The following is a 23,745-nucleotide window of genomic DNA, read 5'->3' on the forward strand; positions in this document are numbered from 1 at the left end:
CGCTTGACGTAAACCAGATCCCGCCCTGGTAAAGCGCACACCGGACCACCCCACGACGCGACCGGCTCATTCCATGCGCTATTTAAGGGCTAGTAACGAACCGGTCGCACCGTGGCGAAGCAATACGCGTACCAGCGAAGCGGAAGTGAGCCACCGTGAGGCGTAGCGGCGAGAGTCATAGCGCCGACAAGGTGCGGTATTCATCCTGAGCCAGCTGGTCAGTCATGCCACTGACGAGGTCCTGCAGCATCCGGCAGCGGTAATAAAACTCCCACAGTCGCCCCTCGTCAGCAGATAAATCATGAGCCTTCATGGCCTCGTGGTAAGCCTTGACCAATTGGCTCGGCACACGTCGCGCGAGCATCTGCAGGTGCGGCTCGCTGCGGCAGCTGCCTTCTGTCAAAGCGATGAAGACCTCGGGCGTAACGCTCAGCAATGGTGCATAGGCATCCAACAGGCCCTGGAGGATCCGGTAACCCTGCAGTTGCAGGGTTTCGACCTCGCGGTGACAGAACACGCGATCCATCGCTACGTCCTTGAAGGTCTGCACAATGGCATTGGCGAGGCTGGCATCTTCCAGCAGCGCGCGGTCCAGAGTGCCGTGATATATGGCCCCAATGTGCTCGATGAATTGCTGCGCTGCGTGCTGGACCAGCGGGTGCACCAGATTGACGCGAAGCCAGATGAAGAACTCGCCGACCTTGTTGATTGGCTCCTTCTGCGCCCGCGTTTGCGCATACTCGACCATGTCGCGAAAGCTGCGACCACCGCTGATCGCTGCCTCCGGTGAGCCGTGCTCGCCGAATTTCTCGATCAGCAAGTGAACCAGCTGGTCGATGCTGAATATGCCTTTTTCGACCGAATCCTCGATGTCGGCCAGGCAGTAAGCGATGTCATCCGCCGCCTCCATGATGTAGGCGATCGGATGGCGTGTGCCGGGCTCCAGCCCCAGGGCGCTCTGCAGATCACTGACGAACGCGGCTTCAGACAGATAGAAGCCCGGCTTCTTGTGCAGATAAGCGCCCGGCGTGCCCTTCTCCGGCCGCGGTGCATGGGCGGCGCGCACATATTTCAGCAGGCCCGCCGTTTGGGTATAGGTCAAGTTCAGCCGCAGCAGCGACACCACCAAACGAATCGCCTGAGCATTGCCTTCGAAGCGTTCGAGATCACGCAGCATGGTCGCTTTCAGCCCGTCGGGGGTGTCCAGCCCCGGCACCGCATGATCGAACAGCGGCCCGAGATGCCCAGCGAACCACTCACCGATAGCGAACTCACCGAAATGGCCGAACGGTGGGTTGCCGATGTCGTGCATCAGGCAGGTCATCTCCACCAGGCTTTCAAGCGCGCTCTCCAGTCCATCCAGGCCGTAGCACGCCGCATCCCCGCCGAGCTGCTTATACAGTGTCCGCACGATGAAGCGCCCAGTCTGCTGGACTTCCAATGAATGCGTTAGCCGGCTGCGCACCGCGGCGTTGCGCTCCAGTGGAAACACCTGCGTCTTCTGTTGCAGGCGGCGAATAGCAGCTGAATTGATGATGCGCCCCCGGTCGCTTTCCAGCTGGTCGACTACCAAGGAAAGATCGTCTTGCGCTGCCATCAGTCCAGGCTCGGTACGCCCGTAGGGTCGCTGGCGCGAAATCTTGTTCTTGAAGTTGACGGGCTCCGGCATGGCTTGCTCCTGTTGAAGGAACCGCGAGCCTAGCGCGCCGCCTCTGCTTTACCAAGCGGCCGGCGCGTAACGACTCGTTTAGAATCGCTACCCCGCTATCGGATAAAGCCTCGATGAGCCGCCAGGATTTCCACCAACAGCACGCTGCCCGTGCGACAGACGAAGCCCGACGCCTGCTCGAGCGCAAGAAGGCGCTCGGCCCGCACTGGCTGGCTTGGGTCGCAACTGAGCTGTATCAGCTAAGCCCGCCCGAATACGCTGCCATGGTGCGCCGCGCGCTGGCGGACCTGGACGCTCCATGAGCCAGACTACACCGGACCTCAGCTGGCCGATCGACGGCCCCTTTAGGCGCGACGCACTCCTGGCACTGCCCGTCACCGGCAAGCCGTCGGCGATGGACAAGCAGCGGGCCGATGAGACGGTCTGGCTCGACCGAGAGGGCCTGCATGGCGACCGGGTCGCGGACCGCCGCTTCCATGGCGGACCCGATCGCAGCCTGTGCCACTACCCCGCCGAGCACTATCGTCATTGGCAACGTATCTACCCAGGCCTACAGCGGCTGGCACCCGGTGCTTTCGGCGAGAATCTCGCGACGTTCGGTCTGAGCGAGGAGCAGGTGTGCATCGGCGACCGCTACCGGCTGGGCGATGCGGTCATCGAGCTCAGCCAGCCGCGCTCACCCTGCGCCAACCTGGACCGGCGCCATGCTGCTCGTGGGCTGGCGCGGCAGCTAGCACACAGCGGCCGAACCGGGTGGCTATACCGTACGCTTGAACCCGGTTGGGTCGCTCCCGGTGCGACCTTGCAGCTGATCGACCGCCCCTGGCCGGACGCCACAGTAAGACGCGTCTGGCGAATCTACCTCGACGAGTCGGCCGCACACGATGCGCTGGACTGGCTTCAGGCGCTGCCGGCCCTGGCGACCGAATACCGCACACGACTGCGCGCACGTCTGGACGCGAAACGGCGTCACCACGATCAGGGCAACCTGTTCTAGATTGGCCGCGGCGGCACCCAGTTGGTGTTCGAGCTGCCGCAAATGTGCACGACACCGCAGGTATGTCATCAGACAACATACTCAATTTACGGACCAATCAGCCGATGTGGTACTACAACTCCACTTTCCTGTCCGCTTGAGGAACAACAATGAAAAATCTCAAGGTCAGCTACAAGCTGGCACTCGGCTTCACAGCCGTGCTGCTCCTGACCGTCTTGGTAGCCGCCATTGGCGTGTTCAGCATGGATGCGCTGGTGTCACGCAGCAACAAGGCGGAAACCGCACAGCGTTTGCTCAACAACGCCAACCAGATCCGCTACGCCCAGGTGCGCTTCGAAGAGCGCGGCGACGCTCGCTACGTCAGCCAGGTCGCCGACGCGGTCAAGGACATCGTCACCACTGTCGACCGCAAGCAGGACGGCTTCGTTGAGGCCCAGAACCGCCAGTACTTGCAGTCCATTGCCGAACAGGCCCGCCGCTACCAGAGCGCCTTCGACAGGCTCGCTGCGCTGCGTGAACTCAAGTTACAAACCCGAGCCAACTGGGTCGACGCCGGCAACACCACCGACAAGCTGATCGCCGACCTGGAGCGCCGTTGGCACGGCGTACCCGGCAATCCGGTGCTGCATCCTACCGGAGACATCGCCGATATCGCCCTGCTCACCACCGCCCTGTCCAAGCAGAACCGCCTGTTGCGCTTCACCGTGCGCGGCTACTTGATGGAGGAATCCGAGCCGGCGCTGCAGGCGTTGAATGCCCAGTTCGACGCGCTCAACGCGGCCATCGCACCGCTGGAAGAACAGCTCATCGGGCCGCAAGCCGCGAGCTTGAAGATTCTAAAGGCCAGCGCCACCGAGTACGTCGAGCTGGTCAAGAAGCTGCCGCCGCTGGTAGCCGAGCAGCAACAGGCACGCCAGGAAATGGAGGCCATCTTCGCCACGCTCTATGAGCAGGCCCAGGGAATCATCGCCAGCCAGACCGAGAAACGCAGCGAGGAAGCGCACAGCAAGAAGCTGCAAGTCATGGGGGTAACCCTGCTCGCTATCCTCCTCGGCGTGCTGGTCAGCGTGCTGATCGTCCGGCAGATCGCCCAGCCGCTGAACCAGGCGGTGCAGATGGCCGAGCGCATCGGCGCCGGTGACATGACCGGCCAGGACGTGAACGAACGCCGCGATGAGTTCGGCCAGTTACTGCAGGCGCTAGGCAAGACCCGCGGCAACCTGCGAACGCTGATTGGGCGCATCGGCGCGATCACCACCCAGCTGGCTACGGCATCCGAGGAGTTGTCGGCGGTGACCGAACAGACCAGTGCCGGGGTCAACAGCCAGCGCCAGGAAACCGATCAGGTCGCTACCGCCATGCATCAGATGACCGCGACTGTGCAGGAAGTAGCACGCAGCGCGGAAGAAGCCTCGATCGCGGCGCAGCGCGCCGACACCCAGGCGGCTAAAGGCAACACCGTGGTCCAGCGCGCCCTGGCGCAAATCGATCGGTTGTCCAACGAGGTCACGCTGTCGGCTCAGGCCATGAGCCAGCTGAACCAGGAGACCGACAATATCAGCACGGTGCTGACCGTGATCAACGGGATCGCCGAGCAGACCAACCTGCTGGCCCTGAATGCCGCTATCGAAGCCGCACGCGCCGGCGACGCGGGACGCGGTTTCGCCGTGGTAGCCGATGAGGTACGCGGGCTGGCCCAGCGCACACAACAATCGACGGCACAGATCGAAGCCTTGATCGGCACACTGCAACAAGGCGCCCGTACCGCATCTGGAATGATGGACAGCAGCAGCGGCCTGGCTGTCGAGACTGTGGCGCTGGCACGCGATGTCGGCCAGGAATTGCAAGCGATCAGCGAGACGGTTTCTGTCATTCAGGCGATGAATCAGCAGATCCCTACCGCCGCCGAGCAGCAGAGCTCGGTGGCCGAGGAAATCAACCGCAGCGTCCTGAGCGTACGCGATGTCGCCGACCATTCCGCCGAAGCAGCGCGTGAAACCGCGGCGTCGACGGCGGAACTGGCACGGCTGGGTGGCGAGCTGCAAGCGATGATCGGCCGCTTCCGGGTCTGACCGCGAGGGCCATTGCGCGGGGCGCTGCGCCGCTGTTTTAGCCGTCACGCGCCCTGCTGAAGGTGTACAGCAGCAATGCTCCACCTGAGCCTCGGTGCGGGTGTTGCGCTGTCAGACCGACGCCCCGCCGAACGCTGTACGCAGGCGACCAACCAGCCAGCCACCGCCAACGTTGACCAGCAACCCGAGCATGACCAGCAGCGCGCCGACTGCCTGCAAAGGCCCGAGATGCTCGTCCAGCAGCAGCGCGGCGGAGGTCAGGCCGACCACAGGGACCAGCAACGAGAAAGGTGCCACCGTATTGGCCGGATAGCGCGACAGCAATCGGCTCCACAGGCCATAGCCCAAGATGGTCGCGCCAAACGCCAGATAGACCAGGACCAGAAGCGAATCCAGGCTGAAACCGCGCAGCGCCGCCTCGATTACCTGTGGCCCCTCCAGCCAAAAAGACAGCCCAAGGAACGGTAGCGGCGGGATCAGGCTGCCCCATACCACCAGGCCGACCAGGTTCACCTTGCCCACTCTGCGCGTGACGATGTTTCCCAGCGCCCACATGGACGCCGCACAGATCGTGAGCAGAAAGCCTGCCAGTGTCATGCCCAGCTCGCCCTGCGCGCCGATCAGCACCAGTCCGGAAGCGGCGATTACCAGCCCTACCAGGTTGGCCATGCGCAACCGCTCGCCGAGAAAGAGAACGGCGAAGAACAGTGTGAAAAAGGCTTGCGATTGCAGCACCAGCGACGCCAGCCCAGCCGGCATGCCGACCTTCATGGCTGAGAACAGGAAGGCGAATTGCCCGAGCGAGATGGTCGCGCCGTAGGCCAGCAACCAGCGCAGCGGCATCTGTGGCCGCTTGATGAAAAGGATGGCGGGAAAGGCCGCAAGCATGAAGCGCAGCGAGCCGAGCAGCATGGGCGGAATGTTATCCAGGCCAACCTTGATCACGACGAAGTTCATGCCCCAGACCAGAATCACGACCAGGGCCAGCAGCAAGTCCTTGGGCGACATCAGCAGTTCTCCAGGGCTGGGCACGCCATTAGAAACCTGTGACCTGCTGCCGAACACGTACAGCCGTCGGGCAATTCGGCCATACAGTCGCGCAGCCGACTGTCGCAGCGGCTATGGTCCCGTCTCGCGGGCCGTGCCTGTTGCCGTCGCACCAGATAGAATCCGCCGTCGCAGAACGGCCTTCTCCTCATAGCAGCGAAACGGGAACACGCATGGGCGCACAGTGGAAAGCGAAACACAAAGAAGCGGCAGCCAATGCCAAGGGGCGCACCTTTGGCAAGCTGTCGAAGGAAATCATGATCGCCGCCCGCAGCGGTGCCGATCCTGACATGAACCCCCGCCTGCGCCTGGTGGTCGAGCAGGCCAAGAAGGCCTCGATGCCGCGTGAAACGCTGGAGCGCGCTATCAAGAAAGGTGCCGGATTGCTGGGTGAGAGCGTCAACTACGAACGTACTACCTACGAGGGCTTCGCCCCGCATCAGGTCCCGGTGATCGTCGAGTGCCTGACGGACAACGTTAACCGTACCGTGGCTGAGATCCGCGTTCTATTCCGTAAGGGCCAACTCGGCGCGTCCGGCTCGGTTGCCTGGGATTTCGATCATTGCGGGCTCATCGAAGCGGCGCCGGCCACTGCCGACGCGGACCCTGAACTGGCCGCCATCGAGGCCGGCGCGCAGGATTTCGAAGCCGCCGATGAAGGCGCGACACTGTTCATCAGCGACCCCACCGACATGGACGTGGTCTGCCGTGCACTGCCCGATCAGGGTTTCGTTGTGCAGTCGGCCCATCTCGGTTACCGGCCAAAGAACCCCGTCAGCACGCTGACCGAGGCACAGCTTGAGGAAGTCGAAGCCTTTCTCGCTGCGATCGACGCCCATGACGATGTGCAGAACGTGTACGTCGGGCTGGCTGGCTGACCCTAGCCGTACCAAACTGCGCAAACAGCGATCCACGAGCAGGCCGACCGATGAGCACGAGCAAACCCAATACGCCCTATGCCCAGCGAGAACAGGGCTACCGCGAGAAAGCGCTGAAAATGTATCCGTGGGTTTGTGGGCGTTGCGCCCGTGAGTTTTCGGGCAAGCGCCTCAGCGAACTGACGGTCCATCACAAGGACCACAACCACGATAACAACCCCGAGGATGGGTCGAACTGGGAGTTGCTCTGCCTCTACTGCCACGACAACGAGCACTCGCGTTATACCGACAACCAGTACCAGGCCGAGGCCAGGCCGGGTAGCGACCTGGGCCCGAAGGAAACATTCAAAGCCTTCGCCAATCTCGGCGACCTGCTCAAGAAGGGCAAGCCGGACTGATCACCCGGCCTGCCTGGAGCGTCACTTGACCAGCAGCACCGGCACCGAGACTTCATGAATGACGCGGTTGGCGACCGATCCCAGCAGCATGCCGGCAAAACTGCCCAGGCCACGCGTGCCCATCACCACCGTGTCACAACCGAGGCGCTTGACGGCCTCGTTGACCTCTTCGGCCACATGGCCTATGGCGGTATGGGTCTGGTGGGCGATGCCCGCTGCAGCGAGCTGCATGCCGGCCTCGTCTAGTAACTCCCGCGATTTCTTCAACAGGCTGGCGTTGAGCTCCTCAACCATGGCGCTGGTGACATATTCGCCATAAATGACAGGCTCTGGCTGCGCATTGAAGAGCTGAACCTGGAGCGGCTTGGGCGCATCCCGGGCGAAATCGATGATGTATTGCAGCGCCCGCTTAGCGTTGTCCGAACCGTCGTAGGCCAACAGTATGTTACGCATGGTCGTTCTCCTGTCGGGTGTCTGCATTGAGGATAGCAAGCGCCCTTCAGGGTTGGCGGGATGCATGCACTTCCGTTGAACCAGCGCAACGTCCGCTACACCTTCAGCATTTCTCGAGAGCACAGCATGAGCATCTCCCAAACCCCTCCGTTCGGCTTCGCCGATACGTCCTTCCAGGCCGCCGGCGGCGAAGCCGGGTTGCAACGCCTGGTCGACGATTTCTACCGGATCATGGACCAGTCGAGCCTCGGGCAGCACGCTCGCCGGCTCTACCCAGCAGACCTCGAAGAGCCGCGTGCGCGTCTCACGGCGTTTCTATGCGGTTGGCTAGGTGGCCCCCGACGTTATGCCGAGCGCTACGGCAGCATCAACATTCCGCGCTTTCATACCCGCTGGCCGATCGGCGAAACCGAGCGCCAGGCATGGCTCGCCTGTATGGCCGAAGCGATCGCCCTTCAGGACTATTCACCGGCGTTCGCCGAGTACCTGCTCGCCCAAATGCGCGTACCCGCTGAACGCATCGTTCAGGCGGGTCGCCCAAGCTGCCCGCTCGCCACGCTGCAAGAACCCTCGCAGCCCTGACGCGTCATACCTCTTGGAAGGGCATTTGCCCGGCATGCTACCGAGGGGTCCCGATGAAAATCCGCTTTGCCTCTGTCAACCCACGGAAAATCCAGGAAGCCCGGGATTTCCTGGGGCAGAGCGGCATCGAGATCATCGACTACCCGGTTCGGGTGCTTGAAACCCAGACCGAAGACTTGCAGCAGCTGGTCAGCGACAAATTACTTACTGCGTTCAAGCTGATTGGCAAACCAGTGTTCGTCGAACACTCCGGGTTATTCATCAACAGCCTCAACGGCTTCCCTGGCGGCCTCACGCAAACCTTCTGGAACCGCCTTCACGCGGTGCGCTTCTCCGAGCTGATCGGCAATCTGGAAGATGCCTCTGCCGTCGCACGCACGCTCATCGGCTATTGCGACGGCCGCAAGCGGCACTTCTTCCGAGGCGAGGTTGCGGGGCGAATCGCACCGCAGCCGTCCAGCGACACCGGTTTCGAATGGGACAACGTGTTTATCCCGGACGGATACGACCGTACCTTCGCCGAGTTGGGCACCGGCCATAACGACCTGTCCATGCGCAAACGCGCGTTAGAAGCGCTGGCCAGGCACCTGCGTGGGCATTAGAGGAATTTTGATGCAACAGCTAGTCGAGGCCTATCAGCAGAACCGTCTGATTCTATTCGTCGGCTCCGGGGTGTCGGCCAATATTGGCCTGCCCCCCTGGCGCGACCTGATCGACGAGATCGCCCAGCAACTCGACTACGACCCTGATGTATTCGACACCTACGGCAATTTCCTTTCGCTCGCCGAGTACTACCGCATCAAGAAAGGCAACATTGGCCCGCTGCGTAGCTGGATGGACCGCGAATGGCACCGCAACATCGAGATTCGTGACTCGGAAATTCACCGCCTGATCGTCCAGGGCCGCTTCCCGGCGATCTACACGACCAACTATGACCGCTGGCTTGAAAACGCCCACGATGCCCACGGCGTCGGTTACATCAAGATCGCCAACGCCAGCGACCTGGTGAAAGCGCGCGACGGGGTGCGGCAGATCGTGAAGTTTCATGGCGACTTCGATGATGACGATTCCATCGTACTGGACGAAACCAGCTACTACGAACGTCTGCAGTTCGAAACACCGCTGGATATAAAACTGAGGGCGGACACGCTGAGCAAGGCGGTGCTCTTCATCGGCTATAGCTTGTCGGATACCAATATCCGGCTCTTGTTCTACAAACTATCGAAGATGTGGAACGAACATGAAACGCTTGGCGTCCGCCCAATATCCTATGTGTTCTCCCATAAGCCGAATCCGGTGCAGGAGGAGATACTCAGCCAATGGGGAATCCGCATGATTACATCGGAGGACGACGAACCTGGATTTGCACTCCGCAACTTTTTGAAGTTGCTCGTTGAGGGTTAAGCGCCACCGCTTAACAAGCGAAACGCAAGTGCGGCGTCACAAGACACCGCACTTCACACGCGATCAGAAGTTGTAACCCAGACCGACACTGTAGAAGAACGCGCCGTCATCGTAGCGATCACGCGCATCGCTTCCACTCTTGAACAGGAACTGATATTCAGCCATCGCGGTAATGAATGTCTTGTCCTGCACCCAATACTTCAACCCGACTTCAGGCCCACCCATGAAGGTCTCGTCGACCTCTTCACCATAGAGCCCGCCGAGGCTCACACCCACGAATGGACGAGTCTTCCCGCTGCCAAAGTGGTAGTCATAAAACACGCGGGTCGAGCCGTCGAATTGGACGCTCTCACCTTCCGAATCGCGTGCATTGACTGTCTGACGAATACCCCACATCGAGGACTCGTCCAAGTATTGACCCCAACTCCCCTGAACAGAGAAGACCGTATCATCGAAACTCTTGTCACTGCTTCCCGCGCCGCTGAGCGTAACTTCTCGATCACCGGCCTGCGGAGCGGCAAGTGCAACGGCGGGAACCATGGCTGCAACCAGGATGGACGTTTTGAATAGCCGATTCATGACAACACCTCTTGTTCTGCATTGGCTGGACACGCAATATCGCTCTCGCGACGCGCAATTAAGTGACCCAAGCCAATCACCACCGTTCACTTTAAATTAAGAATCGACTGCAACCGCTCGAAATATAAGCACTTTTATTTTCTATCCGCCTCGCTTGTATATACACCTAATTGCCTCACCACAATAACAAGCAAAACGAAACGCAACGGGTATTCACAGAAGACCCAACAAAAAAAAACCCGAACGATGTAATCGTCCGGGGCCAAATCAGGCTAGAAAAGATTCAGGTAGTTTGCCGCGAATGAACGCTCGTACTCTCCTCCAGCATTTCGTCGCCAGGATCGGAATCGAATTCACGACCCATTGCCATTCGCAACCATACGGGGATCAGCACCAGCCCCACTCCAATACATACCCAGCTGAGCACGGGGCTGGTGTCTGGCGCCGGAAACATCAGGCGCCCCACACCAACCAGCAGCGAGAACAAGGAGATTGCCGTCACCGCCACGGCGAACAACCGTGAGCCGAGTGCCTTGACCGACGCACTCGGCCCAACACCGTTGAGCATGGCGGCATGACCCCAGAACCCGAACGGGCGCACACGACGGTAGAAGCGCTTGAGCGTGGCGTCATCTGTGGCCGGCGTAATGAACGTCACCAGAATCGCGGCCGTTGTGGTGGTCAACGCCATGATGCCGAGGCGGATCCACTCCTGCTCGGGATCGGTTCCGAGGTAATACAGCAGCAACGGCGCGGTGATCAGGGACACGGCCATTGCCGTCAGCTCCGAGTAAAGATTGATGCGCTCCCACAACCAACGCAGCACCAGCACAGACCCCATGCCCGCGCCGAACAGGAGCGAAATGAACCACGCTGTCTGAATCGAACCCAGGTTGGCCATGATGATCATGGCGATGACCAGGATCAGCACATTCGACAGCCGGGCTACGACGACCAACTCGCGGTCACGCGGTTTGCGCTTGAGCACGTGTGGAGCGATCACGCCGCCGTACACGTCATTACTCCAGTAAGACGCCCCCCAGTTCAGATGGGTATCGACGGTCGAAGCCAGCGCCGCCAGTAGCCCGACCAACATCAGGCCACGGACGCCTGGCGGCAGCAGCTCCTCGATCCCTTGCACGAACAGGGCCTCGCGCGCCGCGGTGAACCCATCGCCGGACGCCTCGCCCGGCGTGAATGGAAAGAGCACCAGCAGCCCGACGGCAATGGCCAGCCAGAACAAGCTGCGGAGGAAGATCTGCAACCAGGAAAAGACCAGCCCGGCGATGCGCGCGTCACGGTCCGTCGGGCAGGCCATGCTGCGCTGTGCCAGATAACCCGTGCCGTCGGAATTCATCTGGAAGAACCATTGCAGCCCGACGATGACCAGAAAGGGCATCAGCGCTTCACCCGCATTGGCCGGCGGCGAGAACGACAGCATCTTGCTGGCCATGTCGCTACCGTAGAGCTCAACGATGCGGTCGGTCAGGCCACCGAGCCCGCCCGCGGCGTCGATCACGAACCAGGCGTAGAGCGCGGTACCGACCATCGCCAGACTGAACTGCACCACGTCGGTCTGGACCACGGCACGCAAGCCGCCGGTAATCGAATACATCGCGGTGAATAGCAGGATAAGCAGGATCGAGATCAGGTTGTTCGCCGTTAGCACCTCGGGCTCCAGCCCCGTAATGCTGTCACCTAGCTGCAATCCGATGCTTCCTACGAAGCTGACCACCGGCTCATAGAGTCCCGCTGGTAGCCATAAATGCCAGGGCAGGAATACCTCGGCGATGCGAATCGCCGCGACCAACACCATGGCAAGGACGACGCAGTTGATCACCGTGCCGTAGTAAATGGCCTTGAGTAGGCGCAACGGTGTCACGCCCTTACCGCTATAGCGCACGCGGGTTAACTCGGCATCCGTCAGTACGCCGGCTCGGCGCCAACCGACGGCAAAGACGAAGGCCATCAGCAGGAACGCAAGGCCGTAGATCCACAGGCGCCAGAGCGCGAAAATCCCGGCCGTGGCAACCAGCCCGGTCACCAGCAACGGCGTGTCCGCCGCGAACTGCGTGGCGCCCATGGAGAATCCCGCTCGCCAGCCCTTGATCGTCTTACCCGCGAGAAAATATTCATCGAGGCTTTGGGATGCCTTGCCACGCGCACGAAGCCCCGAGCCAAGGCCGTAGAGAATGAACGCCACCACAATCGCTAAATCCAACATCTTGTTATGTCCTTTGTTGGAGGGCTGTTCTGTTTGAGAACCTGAGCGCGGGTGAAAAATTCAGCGTCCTGATGAACGGAGCGGGATTGCTTCGAACACCCCAACCCAGGCCTCGCCATGACAGAATCAAGCGGCCAAAAACAAACCTGATCGCCCAGCCATGCTCCCTCCAGAACCTCGCCTGCTGGCCGCCGATTGCCGGCCCCTTCTGTACAAGTTCTACCGGTTGCATAACAGCCGGATGCGCGTGCCGGCAGGTGCAGAATGTTGGGCATTAGGCACGCCGATAGTCGCGGGGCTATGCCTGACTGCAACCGCGCATGGCTGGTGGCTGACGGGCCTGCTCGTCGACCCGGCCCAGCGCCATCAGGGACTGGCGAGGCGTGTCGTCACCGCCGCGCTGGCCAGCCGTTCGGGCCCAACGTGGTTGTTCTGCCATCCCACATTGACCAACTTTTACGGTCAGCTGGGCTTTGGTCAGGTCACGTCGTTGCCCCCTACCCTATCGATGAAATTCGAGCGCTACAGCCAGCACAAACCGCTGGTTGCGCTGAGTATTGAAGGTAATCACCGATGTCTATGAAGATCCTGACCATCGCAACGGCTTGCCTGGTCGATGAAACCGGCCGACTGCTGACGGTGCGCAAGCGCGGCACGCTGCATTTCATGCTGCCGGGCGGCAAGGCCGAGCCGGGTGAAACGCCACACGCGACGGTCCTGCGAGAAGTTGCCGAGGAGCTTGGGTTGATGCTTGAGGGCGAGCACCTTGAGCTTCTAGGGCTGTTCGAGGCACGCGCGGCGAACGAGCCCGACCACTGGGTCAGAGCCGATGTGTTCGTGGTACCTCTGACTCGGGCGATCCGAGAAGGCCAGATCCGCGCTCAGGCGGAAATCGAGGCGTTACAGTGGATCGATCCGCTCGCACCACCATACGGACCGCTTGCTCCCCTCTTGCGCGACCGTATATTGCCGGTGCTGAGAAAACGGCTCGCTGTCACAGCATTCTGATCGTCAGGGCGAGATGGGATCGCTTGCTGGAAACGTTTCTTCCAACGCTTCGTCGAGTTGCTCTTCGTCGGCCTCTTCCCGCGATCGTCCAGGGCGATCATCCTGATCTTCAGGCTTGTCGAGCTCGTTCGGGTCGGTGGCGGTCATGGTGCACTCCAGATGAGGGTTCCGAGTGCTTAGGCTAGTTTGAAGACGAGTCGTTCAAAGGCAGTTGAGCGCCGGGTAAAAAGCGACACGCAAAAAAAGGGGCGGGGGTTTAAACCCCCGCCCGCCTCCTTCCATGCTTCCTTTTATTTCCTGCTCATCGTCCTGATGAATCCGCGTCCTGCGGAGGTTCCTACCGACTTCCTTGCCGGCTGTGCTTGTCCCTGAGCACAGGCGCAATATTAAGGCATCCCTCGACAACGGCAACTGACGAAAATGCCTGATGGCACGGATGCCATTATTCTAAAAATTTAAAATTGTCTTTTAAATCAATAACTTGGAAATGTAAAAAAATGCTTCACGGCGTCTTCGCGCGATGCATCACAGGCTTTGCTTACAGCATCTGTAAGTAAAGGCTTACAAGCGGACTCGTTGAATCAGAAGCCGTGTTCGCTCGGCTTAATCAATATCGCAAGGCCGCCCGATAGGGCGGCCTTGCGAAGGGGCAGGTTTAACGCTGCAGGCGGACGGTGAGGGCTCGATCGACCTCAGCGGAACAACGACTCGCTGGACAAGCCGTTACGCTCGAGGATCTCCCGTAGACGCTTGAGCGCTTCGACCTGAATTTGCCGCACCCGCTCTCGGGTCAGACCGATCTCCTGCCCTACTTCCTCGAGCGTGCAGCTTTCATGGCCGCGCAGACCGAAGCGGCGGATGACGACTTCGCGCTGCTTCTCGGTAAGGTCAGACAGCCATTGGTCAATGCTCTCTGACAGATCGTCATCGAGCAGCAGTTCGCAGGGGTCGGAAGGTCGATCATCCGTGAGGGTATCGAGCAGAGTCTTGTCAGTGTCCGGGCCGAGCGACACATCGACCGAGGTTACCCGCTCATTGAGGCCCAGCATGCGCTTGACCTCCGCAACGGGCTTCTCAAGCAGGTTGGCAATCTCTTCGGGACTCGGTTCGTGGTCAAGCTTCTGCGTCAGCTCCCGCGCGGCGCGCAGGTAGACGTTGAGTTCCTTGACCACATGAATCGGCAGCCGGATGGTGCGGGTCTGATTCATGATCGCCCGCTCGATAGTCTGCCGGATCCACCAGGTCGCGTAGGTAGAGAAGCGGAAGCCTCGCTCAGGGTCGAATTTTTCGACGGCGCGGATGAGTCCAAGATTGCCCTCTTCCACCAAATCCAGCAGGGAGAGCCCTCGATTAACGTAGCGCCGCGCGATCTTCACAACCAGGCGCAGGTTGCTTTCGATCATCCGCTTGCGGCCCGCTGGGTCACCCTTCTGCGCAAGGCGTGCAAAATGCACCTCTTGCTCGGGCGTCAGCAGTGGGGAAAATCCAATTTCGTTCAGGTAGAGCTGGGTGGCGTCGAGCGCGCGAGTGTAGTCGATGAACTTGTGTTGCTTGACCGTTGCGGCCTTGGACGTTGCGGTCTTTGACTTGGTGCCAACCGAACCGACGCGGGAGATCTCGGTAACCGGATCTGTTTCTGCGGACGGTTCCATGAGTAGAACGGCATCGTCTACGTCAAACTCCGGCACTTCTTGTTTGAGAGCCATTATTGTTTTCCTGTTCTGAGTTCGACAACAGGCTTGGGCGGCACCCGATCCTTGGTATCGCTCAAGCCCCTCCTAGGGCCGGAACAGGACGTATCAAATCAACGCTTAGGAAGGTATTGCAACGGGTCTACCGGTTTGCCCTGGCGGCGAATCTCGAAATGCAGCTTCACCCGGTCGGTCCCGGTCGATCCCATCTCGGCAATGGTCTGCCCAGCCTTGACTTGTTGACCCTCCTGAACCAGCAGCCTGCGGTTGTGACCGTAGGCACTGACATAGGTATCGCTGTGCTTGATGATCACAAGTTCGCCGTAGCCCCGTAAACCACTGCCGGCGTACACAACAGCCCCATCAGAAGCAGCTAAAACAGGCTGTCCTAATTCCCCGGCGATATCAATGCCTTTATTCAAACTGCCGTTTGAGGAAAAACGCCCAATCAACGTGCCTTGCGCGGGCCACGCCCAGCCGCTCGCCGACCGCGTCACGGGCTGCACGGGCGTGCTCGCCATTGGCTTGCTGGGGGCGGGAACGGAGGGTTTGATCAGCGGTGGCTGACTGGGCACCGGAGTCGCGACAGGGGCCGCGGGTGCCTGGGGTTGCCGCGACGGCGCAGGAGCCGGACGAGCGGTCGCGGTGCGAGGCGCCTGGCCGCTGAATCGGATGGTCTGCCCTGGGTAGATCACGTGTGGAGGCTGGATGTTGTTGACCCGCGCGAGGTCACGCCAGTCCCAGCCAAAGCGGAACGCGATCGACCACAGGGTATCGCCACGCTTGACGAGGTATTGGCCGCTGGTCACGCGGTCGCGACTGTTGCGGTCAACCACGCTGACCCCACCTGACGGGGGGCTCGCGCAACCGGCTAGTAGCGAAGCGGCCAACAGCGTGACAAACGCAAGGCGAATGGCAGGCCTGTCTGCACAGCGCATGCGAGATACGAACTTCAATACCCGCTCCCTTTGATCGACGATCGGTTCAGACGCTTTCTGCCATAGGCTGGCGACGCCCGGCAAACCACTCGAGGCCCAGCACCAGCGCAATGCCGGCGATCGCCAAGGTGATTGCCAGGAGCAACTGCGGATCCTGCCCGGTCAGGTCGCCAAAGCCGGCGGGCGACAGGTTGCGCTCGAGCACGGCAACCCGCTCACCATGAGAATCGATGCGCCAGGTCAGTGTTTCCTTCCAAGGCCATACCTTGTTGAGCGACCCCAGCATGAGCCCCGTCAGGAAAGCCAAGGTCAGGTCGCGCCAGCGATCCAGCACGAAGCTGAGCAACCGGGCGAAGCTCAGCAGCCCGACGAGACAACCGGAGGCAAAGACCAGCATTACGCCGAGGTCCAGCGCTTTGACCGCCCCGAGCACCGCCGGGTAGAGGCCAAGCAGAACCAGAATGAAGCTCCCGGATATGCCCGGCAGAATCATCGCGCAAATCGCGATGGCACCTGCGAAGAACAGGCTCAGACTGCCCGTGCCCCACTGCATTGGCGAGGCGACAGTAATCCAGTAAGCGAAGGCAATACCCAACAACAGGCTGATCATTTGCACGAGCCCACGCTGGCGAACCTCTTTGCCGACCAGATGGACGGAAACCAGGATAAGCCCGAAGAAGAACGACCAAACCGGAATGGGATGGTGCTCGAGCAAGTAGCTGATGAGCTTGGCAAGGGTCAGGATGCTGGTGATGATCCCTGCGAAAAGCACGGCCAGGAAAGTGCCATTGGCGACACGCCAGGCTTCGGCGACACGCCCGCGCAGCAATGGCGCGAGGGCATTGGGCACCGAGCCGATCGAACGCAGCAGCTCATCATAGATGCCAGTAATGAATGCGACCGTTCCCCCGGAAACGCCCGGGACGACATCTGCCGCGCCCATGGCCATACCCTTGGCATATAACAACAACGTGTTTTTCATGCTTCCTTCCGCCGAGGTCAAACGACAGGTCCATTGAGTAGCGGCACGAAGCGAACGGTATCCAGTAGGTGACGGGAGAATCCGTCTTCTTCTCGAATGATCAGCATTAATTGCTGGACCTCGCCAACCCCGACCGGAATCACCAGTCGGCCGCCAGGAGCCAGTTGATCGAGCAACGCCTGTGGTACGTCGGCCGCGGCCGCAGTGACGATGATGCCGTTGTAGGGCGCCAACGCGGGCCACCCTTCCCAACCATCACCCCAGCGAAAGACCACATTACGCAGTTTCAGTTCGACCAGCCGCTCTTTTGCTCGGTCCTGCAGGGCCTGGATACGCTCGACTGAAAACACCCGTTCCACCAGTTGAGCCAGCACGGCGGTCTGGTAACCGGACCCGGTACCAATCTCAAGCACCTTGTCGAGCGGGCCATCGGCGAGCAACAGCTCGCTCATGCGCGCCACCATGAAGGGCTGGGAAATGGTCTGGTTATGCCCGATCGGAAGCGCCGTGTCCTCGTAGGCGCGGTGCGCCAGGGCTTCGTCGACGAACAGATGGCGTGGCGTACGTCGAATGACCTCGAGCACGCGCGGGTCGGACAGGCCCTCTTCATAGAGCCGCTGGATCAGCCGGTCGCGCGTACGCTGCGAGGTCATGCCCGTGCCGTGCCGCAAGAGATCTTCAGGTCCGCGGTGGTTCACAACACATCCTCCAGCCAATTGCCGAGGCCCTCGAAGGCTTCGTGGAAGGTTCGGTCGAGCTGCAACGGGGTAATGGATACGTAGCCCTGCATAACCGCATGGAAATCGGTACCCGGCCCGCCATCCTCGACATCGCCGGCCACGGAGATCCAGTAGCCATCCTTGCCGCGCGGATTAGCCTGTTTGGCGGGCGGCTTGGCACGGCGGCGGTGCCCAAGACGAGTCAGCTGGATACCGCGGATGTGATCGAGCGGCAGGTTGGGGACATTGACGCTGAGCACGGTGCGCGGTGGCAGGTCGAGCCTGCACTGCTGCTCAACTAACCGGCGAGCGATATACGCGGCGGTTGGCAGGTTGTCGGTTGCCCTTGATACCAGAGAGAAGGCGAAAGCCGGTTTGCCAGTGAAGCGGCCCTCAATGGCAGCCGCAACCGTGCCTGAATAGAGAACGTCGTCGCCGAGGTTGGCGCCCAGGTTAATCCCCGACACCACCATATCAGGCGCCTCGTCGAGCAAGCCGTTGATGCCGAGATGGACGCAATCGGTGGGCGTACCGTTCACCCCGATGAATCCATTGGGCATGGTCACAGGGTGAAGCGGGCGATCCAGCGTCAGCGCACTGCTGGCGCCGCTCATGTCCTGGATAGGGGCGACTACTTTGCACTCGGCAAAATCCGCCAGCGCGTCGTAAAGCGCGGCGAGCCCGGGTGCATACACCCCGTCGTCGTTGGCGATCAGAATACGCATCAGATGTCCGTCTGCCCTGCCAGGCTGACCAGTTCACGCACCACGGCCGTGGCGAAGCATCCGGTCGGCAGGACGAATTCAAGTTGCAGAATGTCAGGCCCGGGATAATGCCATGACAAGCCGCCAATGGGGAGGCGAAGAATGCGCCGTTCGTGCTTCATTCCGGCTTCTGCGAGCCACTTGGCGATTGACGGCTCGGAGGCTGCGATAGCCGCTTCCAGGACTTGTATTTCGCCGCTTGCAGGCGACGGCTCGACACCCCAAAGCGGGCCGGTGGGGTGCAGATCGAGCACCTGCAAACGAGGGTCATGGCATTCGGCCTCGCCGGCCGGGAAGAAGCTGCGGCTATCGGTAAATGCCAGCAAGTCGCCTACGCAGGCCCGCCCCCACGTGCCATCGGCCACCCGCTTGGCGAGCACACGATTGAACAGGTAGCTGCGCCCTGCTGACAGCAGGCGCGACCGAAGATTGCGCTGCACCGGCAGCTCCTGACGCTCGGCAAACGAGCGCGCCGCCTCGACGTTGCCGCCGTCGAAGCCAAATCGTTGCAGGCCGAAATAATTGGGCACGCCGTGCTGCTTTATATGATTCAGGCGCTGCTCGAGCAGGTCACGATCGGCCTGCAGTTCGGTCAGGCGCAGGGTGAAGCCATTCGCCGAATGCGCGCCACGTTGCAGCTTGCGCTGATGACGCGTGACACGGAGGACCTTAAGGGTATCGTCCTCGACCCTCTCCAATGACGGATCGGCCTTGCCCGGCAGGTGCAGGCTGAACCACTGGCGGGTCAACGCCTGGCGATCCTTCAGGCCGGCATAGCTGACGTTGCGCAGCGGCACGCCTGCCGCCCGGGCAAGCCGACGGGCCGCCTCTTCGGTGTTCAGGTTGCGCTTCTCTATCCACAGCCAGAGATGCTCGCCAGCACCGGACATTGGGATATCGAGTACCTCGTCGACCTGAAAATCCTCGGCGACGGCCTTGAGCACTGCGCTGCCGCAAGGTCCGCCATGCGCACGGGGGCCGAGCAACTGATCTTCAGTCATGCGCCGACCAGCAGCGCGACGGCATGCACGGCGATGCCTTCTTCGCGCCCGGTGAAACCGAGCTTTTCAGTGGTGGTTGCCTTGACATTGACCTGATCGAGTTCGACCTGCAGGTCCTCGGCGATGAGGCGCCGCATCTGCTCGATGTGAGGCGCCATCTTCGGTGCCTGCGCGACGATGGTGGCGTCGACGTTACCGACCTGCCAACCCTTGGCCTTCACCTGCGCGAGAACATGGCGAAGCAATGCGCGGCTGTCGGCGCCCTTGTAGGCCGGATCGGTATCGGGAAAGTGCTTGCCGATGTCGCCGAGCGCGGCTGCGCCGAGCAGCGCATCACTCAGGGCATGCAGCAGGACGTCGCCATCCGAGTGCGCCAGCAGACCGCAGCGGTGTGGAATCCGCACGCCGCCAAGCGTGATGAAATCGCCTTCACCGAAGCGGTGGACGTCATAGCCGTGACCGATACGCATAGCCGAGTTACCTGCAGAGGATCAGCCGGCGATTCTACAGGACCGGGCCAGCCATTGAACCCGCCGCCGTCCGTGCCGGATCGACAGTGCCGATAACCATCATCAACCGAATCGATTCGGCATCGCCGTGAGGCGATATATATTTCGGCCCATCGCGATATACCGAACCGGATCAGCGCCATGCCCGACGATTTCGATGACATTCTCAAGGCCATTGCCCACCCGCTTCGGCGGGACATCCTGCACTGGCTGAAGGAGCCGGAGCGGTATTTTCAGGACCAGCACCACTCGCTGGAGAACGGCGTCTGCGCCGGCCAGATCGACCAGCGTGCCGGGCTATCCCAGTCCACCGTATCGGCGCATCTGGCAACCCTGCAGAGAGCCGGTCTGGTGACCAACCGCAAAGTGGGCCAGTGGCACTTCTTCAAGCGCAACGAGCCGGCCATCGAGGCCTTTCTAGCGCGCCTTACCGATCAACTCTGAGCCTTAATCCGAACCAAGCAAGAGGAGCAGCATCGTCATGCCAACACTTTTCGACCCGATCAAGATCGGCGACCTGGAACTGGCCAACCGCATCATCATGGCCCCGCTGACCCGCTGCCGCGCCGAACCCGGCCGCGTACCTGGCGACCTGATCGCCGAGTACTACGCACAGCGCGCAGGCGCCGGCCTGATCATCAGCGAAGCCACCTCGGTCACGCCAATGGGCGTCGGCTATCCGGACACGCCCGGTATCTGGTCTGCCGAGCAGGTTCAAGGTTGGAAGAAGGTCACCGACGCAGTGCACGCGAAGGGCGGCAAGATCGTGCTGCAGCTCTGGCATGTCGGGCGGATCTCCGATCCCATCTACCTGGACGGCCAGTTGCCGGTCGCACCGAGTGCGCTCAAGCCAGCCGGCCATGTCAGCCTGGTGCGCCCGATGAAAGAGTACGAGACCCCACGCGCGCTCGAGACCGCCGAGATCGCCGAGATCGTCGAGGCCTACCGCAAGGGCGCGGAGAACGCGAAGGAAGCCGGGTTCGACGGCGTCGAGATCCACGGTGCCAACGGCTACCTGCTCGACCAATTTCTGCAGGACAGCACCAACCAGCGCACCGATCAGTACGGCGGATCCATTGAGAATCGCGCGCGCCTGCTGCTGGAAGTCGCTGATGCCGCGATTGATGTCTGGGGCGCCGGGCGTGTTGGCGTGCATCTGGCGCCGCGTGCCGATGCGCATGACATGGGTGACTCGAACCGCGCCGAAACCTTCGGACATGTTGCCCGCGAGCTAGGCACGCGGGGTGTAGCCTTTATCTGCACCCGCGAGAAAGCCGGAGAGGACAGCCTCGGCCCGCAATTGAAAGCGATCTTCGGTGGCGTCTACATCGCCAACGAGCGCTTCACGAAAGAACAGGCCAACGCCTGGTTGGCGGAGGGCAACGCCGACGCCGTGGCCTTCGGCATCCCCTACATCGCCAACCCGGACCTGGCCGAACGCCTGCGCCAGGACGCCCCGCTCAACGAACCCCGCCCCGAGCTGTTCTATGCCCAGGGTGCGGAAGGCTATACCGATTACCCGTCGCTCTAGCTCCTTGCGATGGGAAGCCCGGCCGGGAAACCGACCGGGCTTTTTTCTGCCTGATCGATTTCCAGACCTTGCTGGCGCCCAGAAGTCAGCTGCAGCAGCGCGGCATCGCACCTTGCTGCAAACGTGGCTTCGCGCGCGAGCTCGCTCCTGTGAAAGCAAAGGCACTGACGATGCGGCCTGTAGCTTCTGCAGGCGCGAGCTTGCTTGCAAGCTAGCCGTCAGTTTCGGCTGAGCACTCGGGTAGCAGCGCCCGTCAACCCTTCAATGCCTTCGCATGGTGGCGCAGGTGGTCGTCAATAAAGCTGGCTATGAAGTAGTAGCTATGGTCGTACCCGGGCTGGATGCGCAGCGTCAGCGGATGGTCCGCCGCCTTCGCAGCCGCCTCAAGTGCGTCGGGCTTCAGCTGGTTCGCCATAAAATCGTCGCGGTCGCCCTGATCCACGATGATCGGCAACCGCTCTTCGGCCTTGCCGATCAGCGCACAGGCGTCCCACTCGCGCCACTGTGAGCGGTCGCTGCCCAGATAACCGGTAAACGCCTTCTCGCCCCAGGGGCAATCGGCCGGATTGGCGATCGGCGCGAAGGCCGACACTGATTGATAGCGCCCCGGGTTTTTCAGTGCACAAACCAATGCACCGTGCCCGCCCATGGAATGGCCGCTGATGCCACGCCGCTCCGATACCGGGAAGTTCGCCTCGACCAGCGCGGGCAACTCTTCGGTCACGTAGTCGTACATGCGGTAGTGGCGAGCCCAGGGTTCCTGGGTGGCGTTGACGTAGAAACCTGCGCCGAGGCCGAAGTCATAGGCGGCATTCGGATCATCCGGCACACCCTCCCCGCGCGGACTGGTGTCCGGCGCGACGATGATCAGCCCCAGTTCGGCGGCCAGGCGCTGCGCGCCAGCCTTTTGCATGAAATTCTCGTCGGTGCACGTCAACCCCGACAGCCAATAGAGCACCGGTAGCTTTTCGTCCTGCTCGGCCTGCGGCGGCAGGTAGACGGCGAACACCATGTCGCAGTTCAAGGTGGACGAGCGGTGCCGGTAGCGCTTGTGCCAGCCGCCGAAGCTCTTCTGGCAGGAAATGTTTTCCATGATGCCTCCTATAGTCGACAGGCGCGCTGGAGGCCGAACGAAAGGCGACTCGCCCGCCCCCCAGCGCAGAGTGACTTTAGAAATGAATGACGGTCCGGATGCTCTTGCCTTCGTGCATCAGGTCGAAGGCGGAATTGATCTCCTCCAGCCCCATGTTGTGGGTGATGAAGGTGTCCAGCGGAATCTCACCGTTCTGCGCTTTTTCCACGTAGTTCGGCAGCTCGGTACGACCCTTGACGCCACCAAAGGCGCTGCCGCGCCAAACGCGACCGGTCACCAGTTGGAACGGCCGGGTGCTGATCTCCTGCCCCGCACCCGCAACGCCGATGATCACCGACTCGCCCCACCCCTTGTGCGCGCACTCCAGCGCAGCGCGCATCAGCTGTACGTTACCGACACACTCGAAGGAATAGTCCACGCCGCCATCGGTCATTTCGACGACTACTTCCTGGATCGGCTTGGCGTGGTCCTTAGGATTGACGAAGTCCGTCGCGCCCAGCGCCTCGGCGATGGGGAACTTGGCCGGGTTGATGTCAATGGCGATGATGCGGCTCGCCTTGGCCATCTTGGCGCCAATGATCGCCGCCAGGCCGATACCGCCCAAGCCAAAGATCGCGACGGTCGCCCCCTCTTCTACTTTGGCGGTGTTGATTACCGCCCCGATGCCGGTAGTCACGCCACACCCCAGCAGGCACACCTTGTCCAGCGGCGCGTCCTTGGGAATCTTCGCGACCGACACTTCTGGCAGTACCGTGTACTCGGAAAAAGTGGAGGTGCCCATATAGTGGTAGATCGGCTCGCCGTTGTAGCTGAAGCGGGTCGTGCCGTCCGGCATCAAGCCCTTGCCCTGTGTCGCCCGCACGGAGCTGCACAGATTGGTCTTGCCGGACTTGCAGAATTTGCATTGGCGGCATTCGGCCGTATACAGCGGGATGACGTGATCACCAACCGCTACGGACGTCACGCCCTCTCCTACCGCCTCGACGATGCCACCGCCCTCATGCCCAAGGATGCAGGGAAACACCCCTTCCGAATCCTCACCGGACAGCGTGTAGGCATCGGTATGGCAAACACCGGTGGCGACGATGCGCACCAGCACTTCACCAGCTTTCGGCGGTTCGACGTCTACTTCTACGATCTTCAGGGGCTCGTTCGGCGCAAAAGCGACCGCGGCGCGGGACTTGATGGTCATGGAGTTCACTCTCA

At 61.3% G+C, this 23,745-nt stretch carries 27 protein-coding genes; 12 read left to right on the top strand and 15 right to left on the bottom strand.

The window, feature by feature from the left end; all coding sequences use genetic code 11:
- Positions 1 to 175: 175 nt before the first annotated feature.
- Positions 176 to 1,669: a dGTPase gene (dgt, locus tag KXR72_RS08540; RefSeq protein ID WP_437420680.1), complete on the bottom strand. Its 1,494-nt coding sequence runs from the start codon at positions 1,667 to 1,669 to the stop codon at positions 176 to 178.
- Between the two features lie 113 nt (positions 1,670 to 1,782).
- On the opposite strand from dgt, the gene KXR72_RS08545 reads away from it, so the two are divergent.
- The 3 genes from KXR72_RS08545 (at position 1,783) to KXR72_RS08555 (ending at position 4,738) form a co-directional block, all read left to right on the top strand.
- Positions 1,783 to 1,971 carry a hypothetical protein gene (locus tag KXR72_RS08545; RefSeq protein ID WP_437420681.1) on the top strand — a complete coding sequence of 63 codons (189 nt, stop codon included), beginning with the start codon at positions 1,783 to 1,785 and terminating at the stop codon, positions 1,969 to 1,971.
- On the top strand, positions 1,968 to 2,666 hold the full coding sequence (locus tag KXR72_RS08550; protein ID WP_437420682.1) for an MOSC domain-containing protein: 699 nt from the start codon (positions 1,968 to 1,970) through the stop codon (positions 2,664 to 2,666). The genes KXR72_RS08545 and KXR72_RS08550 overlap by 4 nt, the downstream gene beginning before the upstream one ends.
- A gap of 149 nt (positions 2,667 to 2,815) precedes the next feature.
- Positions 2,816 to 4,738 (top strand): methyl-accepting chemotaxis protein, encoded by a 1,923-nt coding sequence (locus KXR72_RS08555; protein WP_437420683.1) that lies wholly within the window; start codon positions 2,816 to 2,818, stop codon positions 4,736 to 4,738.
- Positions 4,739 to 4,849: 111 nt separating this feature from the next.
- On the opposite strand, the gene KXR72_RS08560 is transcribed toward KXR72_RS08555, so the two are convergent.
- A complete protein-coding gene (locus KXR72_RS08560; protein WP_437420684.1) occupies positions 4,850 to 5,746 on the bottom strand; it encodes an EamA family transporter in 897 nt (298 codons plus the stop codon).
- A 212-nt stretch (positions 5,747 to 5,958) separates the two neighbouring features.
- Between KXR72_RS08560 and KXR72_RS08565 the strand changes: the two genes are divergently transcribed.
- Positions 5,959 to 6,663 carry a YebC/PmpR family DNA-binding transcriptional regulator gene (locus tag KXR72_RS08565; RefSeq protein ID WP_437420685.1) on the top strand — a complete coding sequence of 235 codons (705 nt, stop codon included), beginning with the start codon at positions 5,959 to 5,961 and terminating at the stop codon, positions 6,661 to 6,663.
- A gap of 50 nt (positions 6,664 to 6,713) precedes the next feature.
- Positions 6,714 to 7,061, top strand: coding sequence for a YajD family HNH nuclease (locus KXR72_RS08570; protein WP_437420686.1), 348 nt, complete (start codon positions 6,714 to 6,716; stop codon positions 7,059 to 7,061).
- Positions 7,062 to 7,082: 21 nt separating this feature from the next.
- On the opposite strand, the gene KXR72_RS08575 is transcribed toward KXR72_RS08570, so the two are convergent.
- Positions 7,083 to 7,514: a universal stress protein gene (locus tag KXR72_RS08575; RefSeq protein ID WP_437420687.1), complete on the bottom strand. Its 432-nt coding sequence runs from the start codon at positions 7,512 to 7,514 to the stop codon at positions 7,083 to 7,085.
- Positions 7,515 to 7,640: 126 nt separating this feature from the next.
- Here KXR72_RS08575 and KXR72_RS08580 point away from each other — a divergent pair, with 126 nt between their 5' ends.
- The 3 genes from KXR72_RS08580 to KXR72_RS08590 are packed head-to-tail and all read left to right on the top strand — an operon-like array spanning position 7,641 to position 9,500.
- Entirely contained in the window at positions 7,641 to 8,096 is a 456-nt protein-coding gene (locus KXR72_RS08580; protein ID WP_437420688.1) for a group II truncated hemoglobin, read from the top strand.
- A gap of 53 nt (positions 8,097 to 8,149) precedes the next feature.
- Complete coding sequence (locus KXR72_RS08585; RefSeq protein WP_437420689.1) at positions 8,150 to 8,698, top strand: non-canonical purine NTP pyrophosphatase; 549 nt, start codon at positions 8,150 to 8,152, stop codon at positions 8,696 to 8,698.
- Positions 8,699 to 8,708: 10 nt separating this feature from the next.
- Positions 8,709 to 9,500 (top strand): SIR2 family protein, encoded by a 792-nt coding sequence (locus KXR72_RS08590; RefSeq protein ID WP_437420690.1) that lies wholly within the window; start codon positions 8,709 to 8,711, stop codon positions 9,498 to 9,500.
- A 63-nt stretch (positions 9,501 to 9,563) separates the two neighbouring features.
- On the opposite strand, the gene KXR72_RS08595 is transcribed toward KXR72_RS08590, so the two are convergent.
- Positions 9,564 to 10,079: a hypothetical protein gene (locus KXR72_RS08595; RefSeq protein ID WP_437420691.1), complete on the bottom strand. Its 516-nt coding sequence runs from the start codon at positions 10,077 to 10,079 to the stop codon at positions 9,564 to 9,566.
- 283 nt (positions 10,080 to 10,362) lie between these two features.
- Positions 10,363 to 12,303, bottom strand: coding sequence for a sodium:solute symporter family protein (locus tag KXR72_RS08600; protein WP_437420692.1), 1,941 nt, complete (start codon positions 12,301 to 12,303; stop codon positions 10,363 to 10,365).
- Between the two features lie 160 nt (positions 12,304 to 12,463).
- On the opposite strand from KXR72_RS08600, the gene KXR72_RS08605 reads away from it, so the two are divergent.
- On the top strand, positions 12,464 to 12,886 hold the full coding sequence (locus KXR72_RS08605; protein WP_437420693.1) for a GNAT family N-acetyltransferase: 423 nt from the start codon (positions 12,464 to 12,466) through the stop codon (positions 12,884 to 12,886).
- Positions 12,883 to 13,311: an NUDIX hydrolase gene (locus KXR72_RS08610; protein ID WP_437420694.1), complete on the top strand. Its 429-nt coding sequence runs from the start codon at positions 12,883 to 12,885 to the stop codon at positions 13,309 to 13,311. The genes KXR72_RS08605 and KXR72_RS08610 overlap by 4 nt, the downstream gene beginning before the upstream one ends.
- Before the next feature lie 3 nt (positions 13,312 to 13,314).
- On the opposite strand, the gene KXR72_RS08615 is transcribed toward KXR72_RS08610, so the two are convergent.
- The 8 genes from KXR72_RS08615 to ispF all read right to left on the bottom strand — a co-directional run bounded on the left by KXR72_RS08615 (position 13,315) and on the right by ispF (position 19,876).
- Positions 13,315 to 13,458: a hypothetical protein gene (locus KXR72_RS08615; RefSeq protein ID WP_437420695.1), complete on the bottom strand. Its 144-nt coding sequence runs from the start codon at positions 13,456 to 13,458 to the stop codon at positions 13,315 to 13,317.
- Between the two features lie 545 nt (positions 13,459 to 14,003).
- A complete protein-coding gene (gene rpoS / locus KXR72_RS08620; protein WP_437420696.1) occupies positions 14,004 to 15,017 on the bottom strand; it encodes an RNA polymerase sigma factor RpoS in 1,014 nt (337 codons plus the stop codon).
- A 98-nt stretch (positions 15,018 to 15,115) separates the two neighbouring features.
- The gene (locus KXR72_RS08625) at positions 15,116 to 15,940 is read right to left on the bottom strand and encodes a peptidoglycan DD-metalloendopeptidase family protein (RefSeq protein WP_437421326.1); all 825 of its coding nucleotides are present in this window, start codon (positions 15,938 to 15,940) and stop codon (positions 15,116 to 15,118) included.
- 46 nt (positions 15,941 to 15,986) lie between these two features.
- Complete coding sequence (locus tag KXR72_RS08630) at positions 15,987 to 16,922, bottom strand: DUF368 domain-containing protein (RefSeq protein ID WP_437420697.1); 936 nt, start codon at positions 16,920 to 16,922, stop codon at positions 15,987 to 15,989.
- A gap of 17 nt (positions 16,923 to 16,939) precedes the next feature.
- The gene (locus tag KXR72_RS08635) at positions 16,940 to 17,575 is read right to left on the bottom strand and encodes a protein-L-isoaspartate(D-aspartate) O-methyltransferase (RefSeq protein WP_158190168.1); all 636 of its coding nucleotides are present in this window, start codon (positions 17,573 to 17,575) and stop codon (positions 16,940 to 16,942) included.
- A gap of 41 nt (positions 17,576 to 17,616) precedes the next feature.
- The gene (surE, locus tag KXR72_RS08640) at positions 17,617 to 18,366 is read right to left on the bottom strand and encodes a 5'/3'-nucleotidase SurE (protein WP_437420698.1); all 750 of its coding nucleotides are present in this window, start codon (positions 18,364 to 18,366) and stop codon (positions 17,617 to 17,619) included.
- Positions 18,366 to 19,406, bottom strand: coding sequence for a tRNA pseudouridine(13) synthase TruD (truD, locus tag KXR72_RS08645; RefSeq protein ID WP_437420699.1), 1,041 nt, complete (start codon positions 19,404 to 19,406; stop codon positions 18,366 to 18,368). The genes surE and truD overlap by 1 nt, the downstream gene beginning before the upstream one ends.
- The gene (gene ispF, locus KXR72_RS08650; protein ID WP_437420700.1) at positions 19,403 to 19,876 is read right to left on the bottom strand and encodes a 2-C-methyl-D-erythritol 2,4-cyclodiphosphate synthase; all 474 of its coding nucleotides are present in this window, start codon (positions 19,874 to 19,876) and stop codon (positions 19,403 to 19,405) included. Before ispF ends, truD begins: the two co-directional genes overlap by 4 nt.
- Before the next feature lie 180 nt (positions 19,877 to 20,056).
- Between ispF and KXR72_RS08655 the strand changes: the two genes are divergently transcribed.
- On the top strand, positions 20,057 to 20,359 hold the full coding sequence (locus KXR72_RS08655; protein WP_437420701.1) for an ArsR/SmtB family transcription factor: 303 nt from the start codon (positions 20,057 to 20,059) through the stop codon (positions 20,357 to 20,359).
- Positions 20,360 to 20,396: 37 nt separating this feature from the next.
- Entirely contained in the window at positions 20,397 to 21,446 is a 1,050-nt protein-coding gene (locus KXR72_RS08660) for an alkene reductase (RefSeq protein ID WP_437420702.1), read from the top strand.
- 253 nt (positions 21,447 to 21,699) lie between these two features.
- On the opposite strand, the gene fghA is transcribed toward KXR72_RS08660, so the two are convergent.
- A complete protein-coding gene (gene fghA / locus KXR72_RS08665) occupies positions 21,700 to 22,539 on the bottom strand; it encodes an S-formylglutathione hydrolase (protein ID WP_437420703.1) in 840 nt (279 codons plus the stop codon).
- A 76-nt stretch (positions 22,540 to 22,615) separates the two neighbouring features.
- Positions 22,616 to 23,731 carry an S-(hydroxymethyl)glutathione dehydrogenase/class III alcohol dehydrogenase gene (locus tag KXR72_RS08670; protein ID WP_437420704.1) on the bottom strand — a complete coding sequence of 372 codons (1,116 nt, stop codon included), beginning with the start codon at positions 23,729 to 23,731 and terminating at the stop codon, positions 22,616 to 22,618.
- Between the last annotated feature and the right edge of the window lie 14 nt (positions 23,732 to 23,745).

Origin of the sequence: Stutzerimonas chloritidismutans, assembly GCF_051486945.1 — a bacterium.
In the GTDB taxonomy this organism is placed as follows: Bacteria; Pseudomonadota; Gammaproteobacteria; order Pseudomonadales; family Pseudomonadaceae; genus Stutzerimonas; species Stutzerimonas chloritidismutans_B.

Bases quoted from the DNA above. Each gene is read 5' to 3' on its own strand.
- KXR72_RS08605 (WP_437420693.1), top strand. From the start codon at position 12,464: ATGCTCCCTCCAGAACCTCGCCTGCTGGCCGCCGATTGCCGGCCCCTT.
- KXR72_RS08590 (WP_437420690.1), top strand. From the start codon at position 8,709: ATGCAACAGCTAGTCGAGGCCTATCAGCAGAACCGTCTGATTCTATTC.
- KXR72_RS08655 (WP_437420701.1), top strand. From the start codon at position 20,057: ATGCCCGACGATTTCGATGACATTCTCAAGGCCATTGCCCACCCGCTT.
- truD (WP_437420699.1), bottom strand. From the start codon at position 19,406: ATGACTGAAGATCAGTTGCTCGGCCCCCGTGCGCATGGCGGACCTTGC.
- KXR72_RS08580 (WP_437420688.1), top strand. From the start codon at position 7,641: ATGAGCATCTCCCAAACCCCTCCGTTCGGCTTCGCCGATACGTCCTTC.
- KXR72_RS08610 (WP_437420694.1), top strand. From the start codon at position 12,883: ATGAAGATCCTGACCATCGCAACGGCTTGCCTGGTCGATGAAACCGGC.
- KXR72_RS08550 (WP_437420682.1), top strand. From the start codon at position 1,968: ATGAGCCAGACTACACCGGACCTCAGCTGGCCGATCGACGGCCCCTTT.
- dgt (WP_437420680.1), bottom strand. From the start codon at position 1,669: ATGCCGGAGCCCGTCAACTTCAAGAACAAGATTTCGCGCCAGCGACCC.
- rpoS (WP_437420696.1), bottom strand. From the start codon at position 15,017: ATGGCTCTCAAACAAGAAGTGCCGGAGTTTGACGTAGACGATGCCGTT.
- KXR72_RS08585 (WP_437420689.1), top strand. From the start codon at position 8,150: ATGAAAATCCGCTTTGCCTCTGTCAACCCACGGAAAATCCAGGAAGCC.
- KXR72_RS08595 (WP_437420691.1), bottom strand. From the start codon at position 10,079: ATGAATCGGCTATTCAAAACGTCCATCCTGGTTGCAGCCATGGTTCCC.
- KXR72_RS08545 (WP_437420681.1), top strand. From the start codon at position 1,783: ATGAGCCGCCAGGATTTCCACCAACAGCACGCTGCCCGTGCGACAGAC.
- KXR72_RS08555 (WP_437420683.1), top strand. From the start codon at position 2,816: ATGAAAAATCTCAAGGTCAGCTACAAGCTGGCACTCGGCTTCACAGCC.
- KXR72_RS08630 (WP_437420697.1), bottom strand. From the start codon at position 16,922: ATGAAAAACACGTTGTTGTTATATGCCAAGGGTATGGCCATGGGCGCG.
- KXR72_RS08660 (WP_437420702.1), top strand. From the start codon at position 20,397: ATGCCAACACTTTTCGACCCGATCAAGATCGGCGACCTGGAACTGGCC.
- KXR72_RS08670 (WP_437420704.1), bottom strand. From the start codon at position 23,731: ATGACCATCAAGTCCCGCGCCGCGGTCGCTTTTGCGCCGAACGAGCCC.
- KXR72_RS08575 (WP_437420687.1), bottom strand. From the start codon at position 7,514: ATGCGTAACATACTGTTGGCCTACGACGGTTCGGACAACGCTAAGCGG.
- ispF (WP_437420700.1), bottom strand. From the start codon at position 19,876: ATGCGTATCGGTCACGGCTATGACGTCCACCGCTTCGGTGAAGGCGAT.
- KXR72_RS08565 (WP_437420685.1), top strand. From the start codon at position 5,959: ATGGGCGCACAGTGGAAAGCGAAACACAAAGAAGCGGCAGCCAATGCC.
- fghA (WP_437420703.1), bottom strand. From the start codon at position 22,539: ATGGAAAACATTTCCTGCCAGAAGAGCTTCGGCGGCTGGCACAAGCGC.
- KXR72_RS08625 (WP_437421326.1), bottom strand. From the start codon at position 15,940: ATGCGCTGTGCAGACAGGCCTGCCATTCGCCTTGCGTTTGTCACGCTG.
- KXR72_RS08600 (WP_437420692.1), bottom strand. From the start codon at position 12,303: ATGTTGGATTTAGCGATTGTGGTGGCGTTCATTCTCTACGGCCTTGGC.
- KXR72_RS08560 (WP_437420684.1), bottom strand. From the start codon at position 5,746: ATGTCGCCCAAGGACTTGCTGCTGGCCCTGGTCGTGATTCTGGTCTGG.
- surE (WP_437420698.1), bottom strand. From the start codon at position 18,366: ATGCGTATTCTGATCGCCAACGACGACGGGGTGTATGCACCCGGGCTC.
- KXR72_RS08615 (WP_437420695.1), bottom strand. From the start codon at position 13,458: ATGACCGCCACCGACCCGAACGAGCTCGACAAGCCTGAAGATCAGGAT.
- KXR72_RS08570 (WP_437420686.1), top strand. From the start codon at position 6,714: ATGAGCACGAGCAAACCCAATACGCCCTATGCCCAGCGAGAACAGGGC.
- KXR72_RS08635 (WP_158190168.1), bottom strand. From the start codon at position 17,575: ATGACCTCGCAGCGTACGCGCGACCGGCTGATCCAGCGGCTCTATGAA.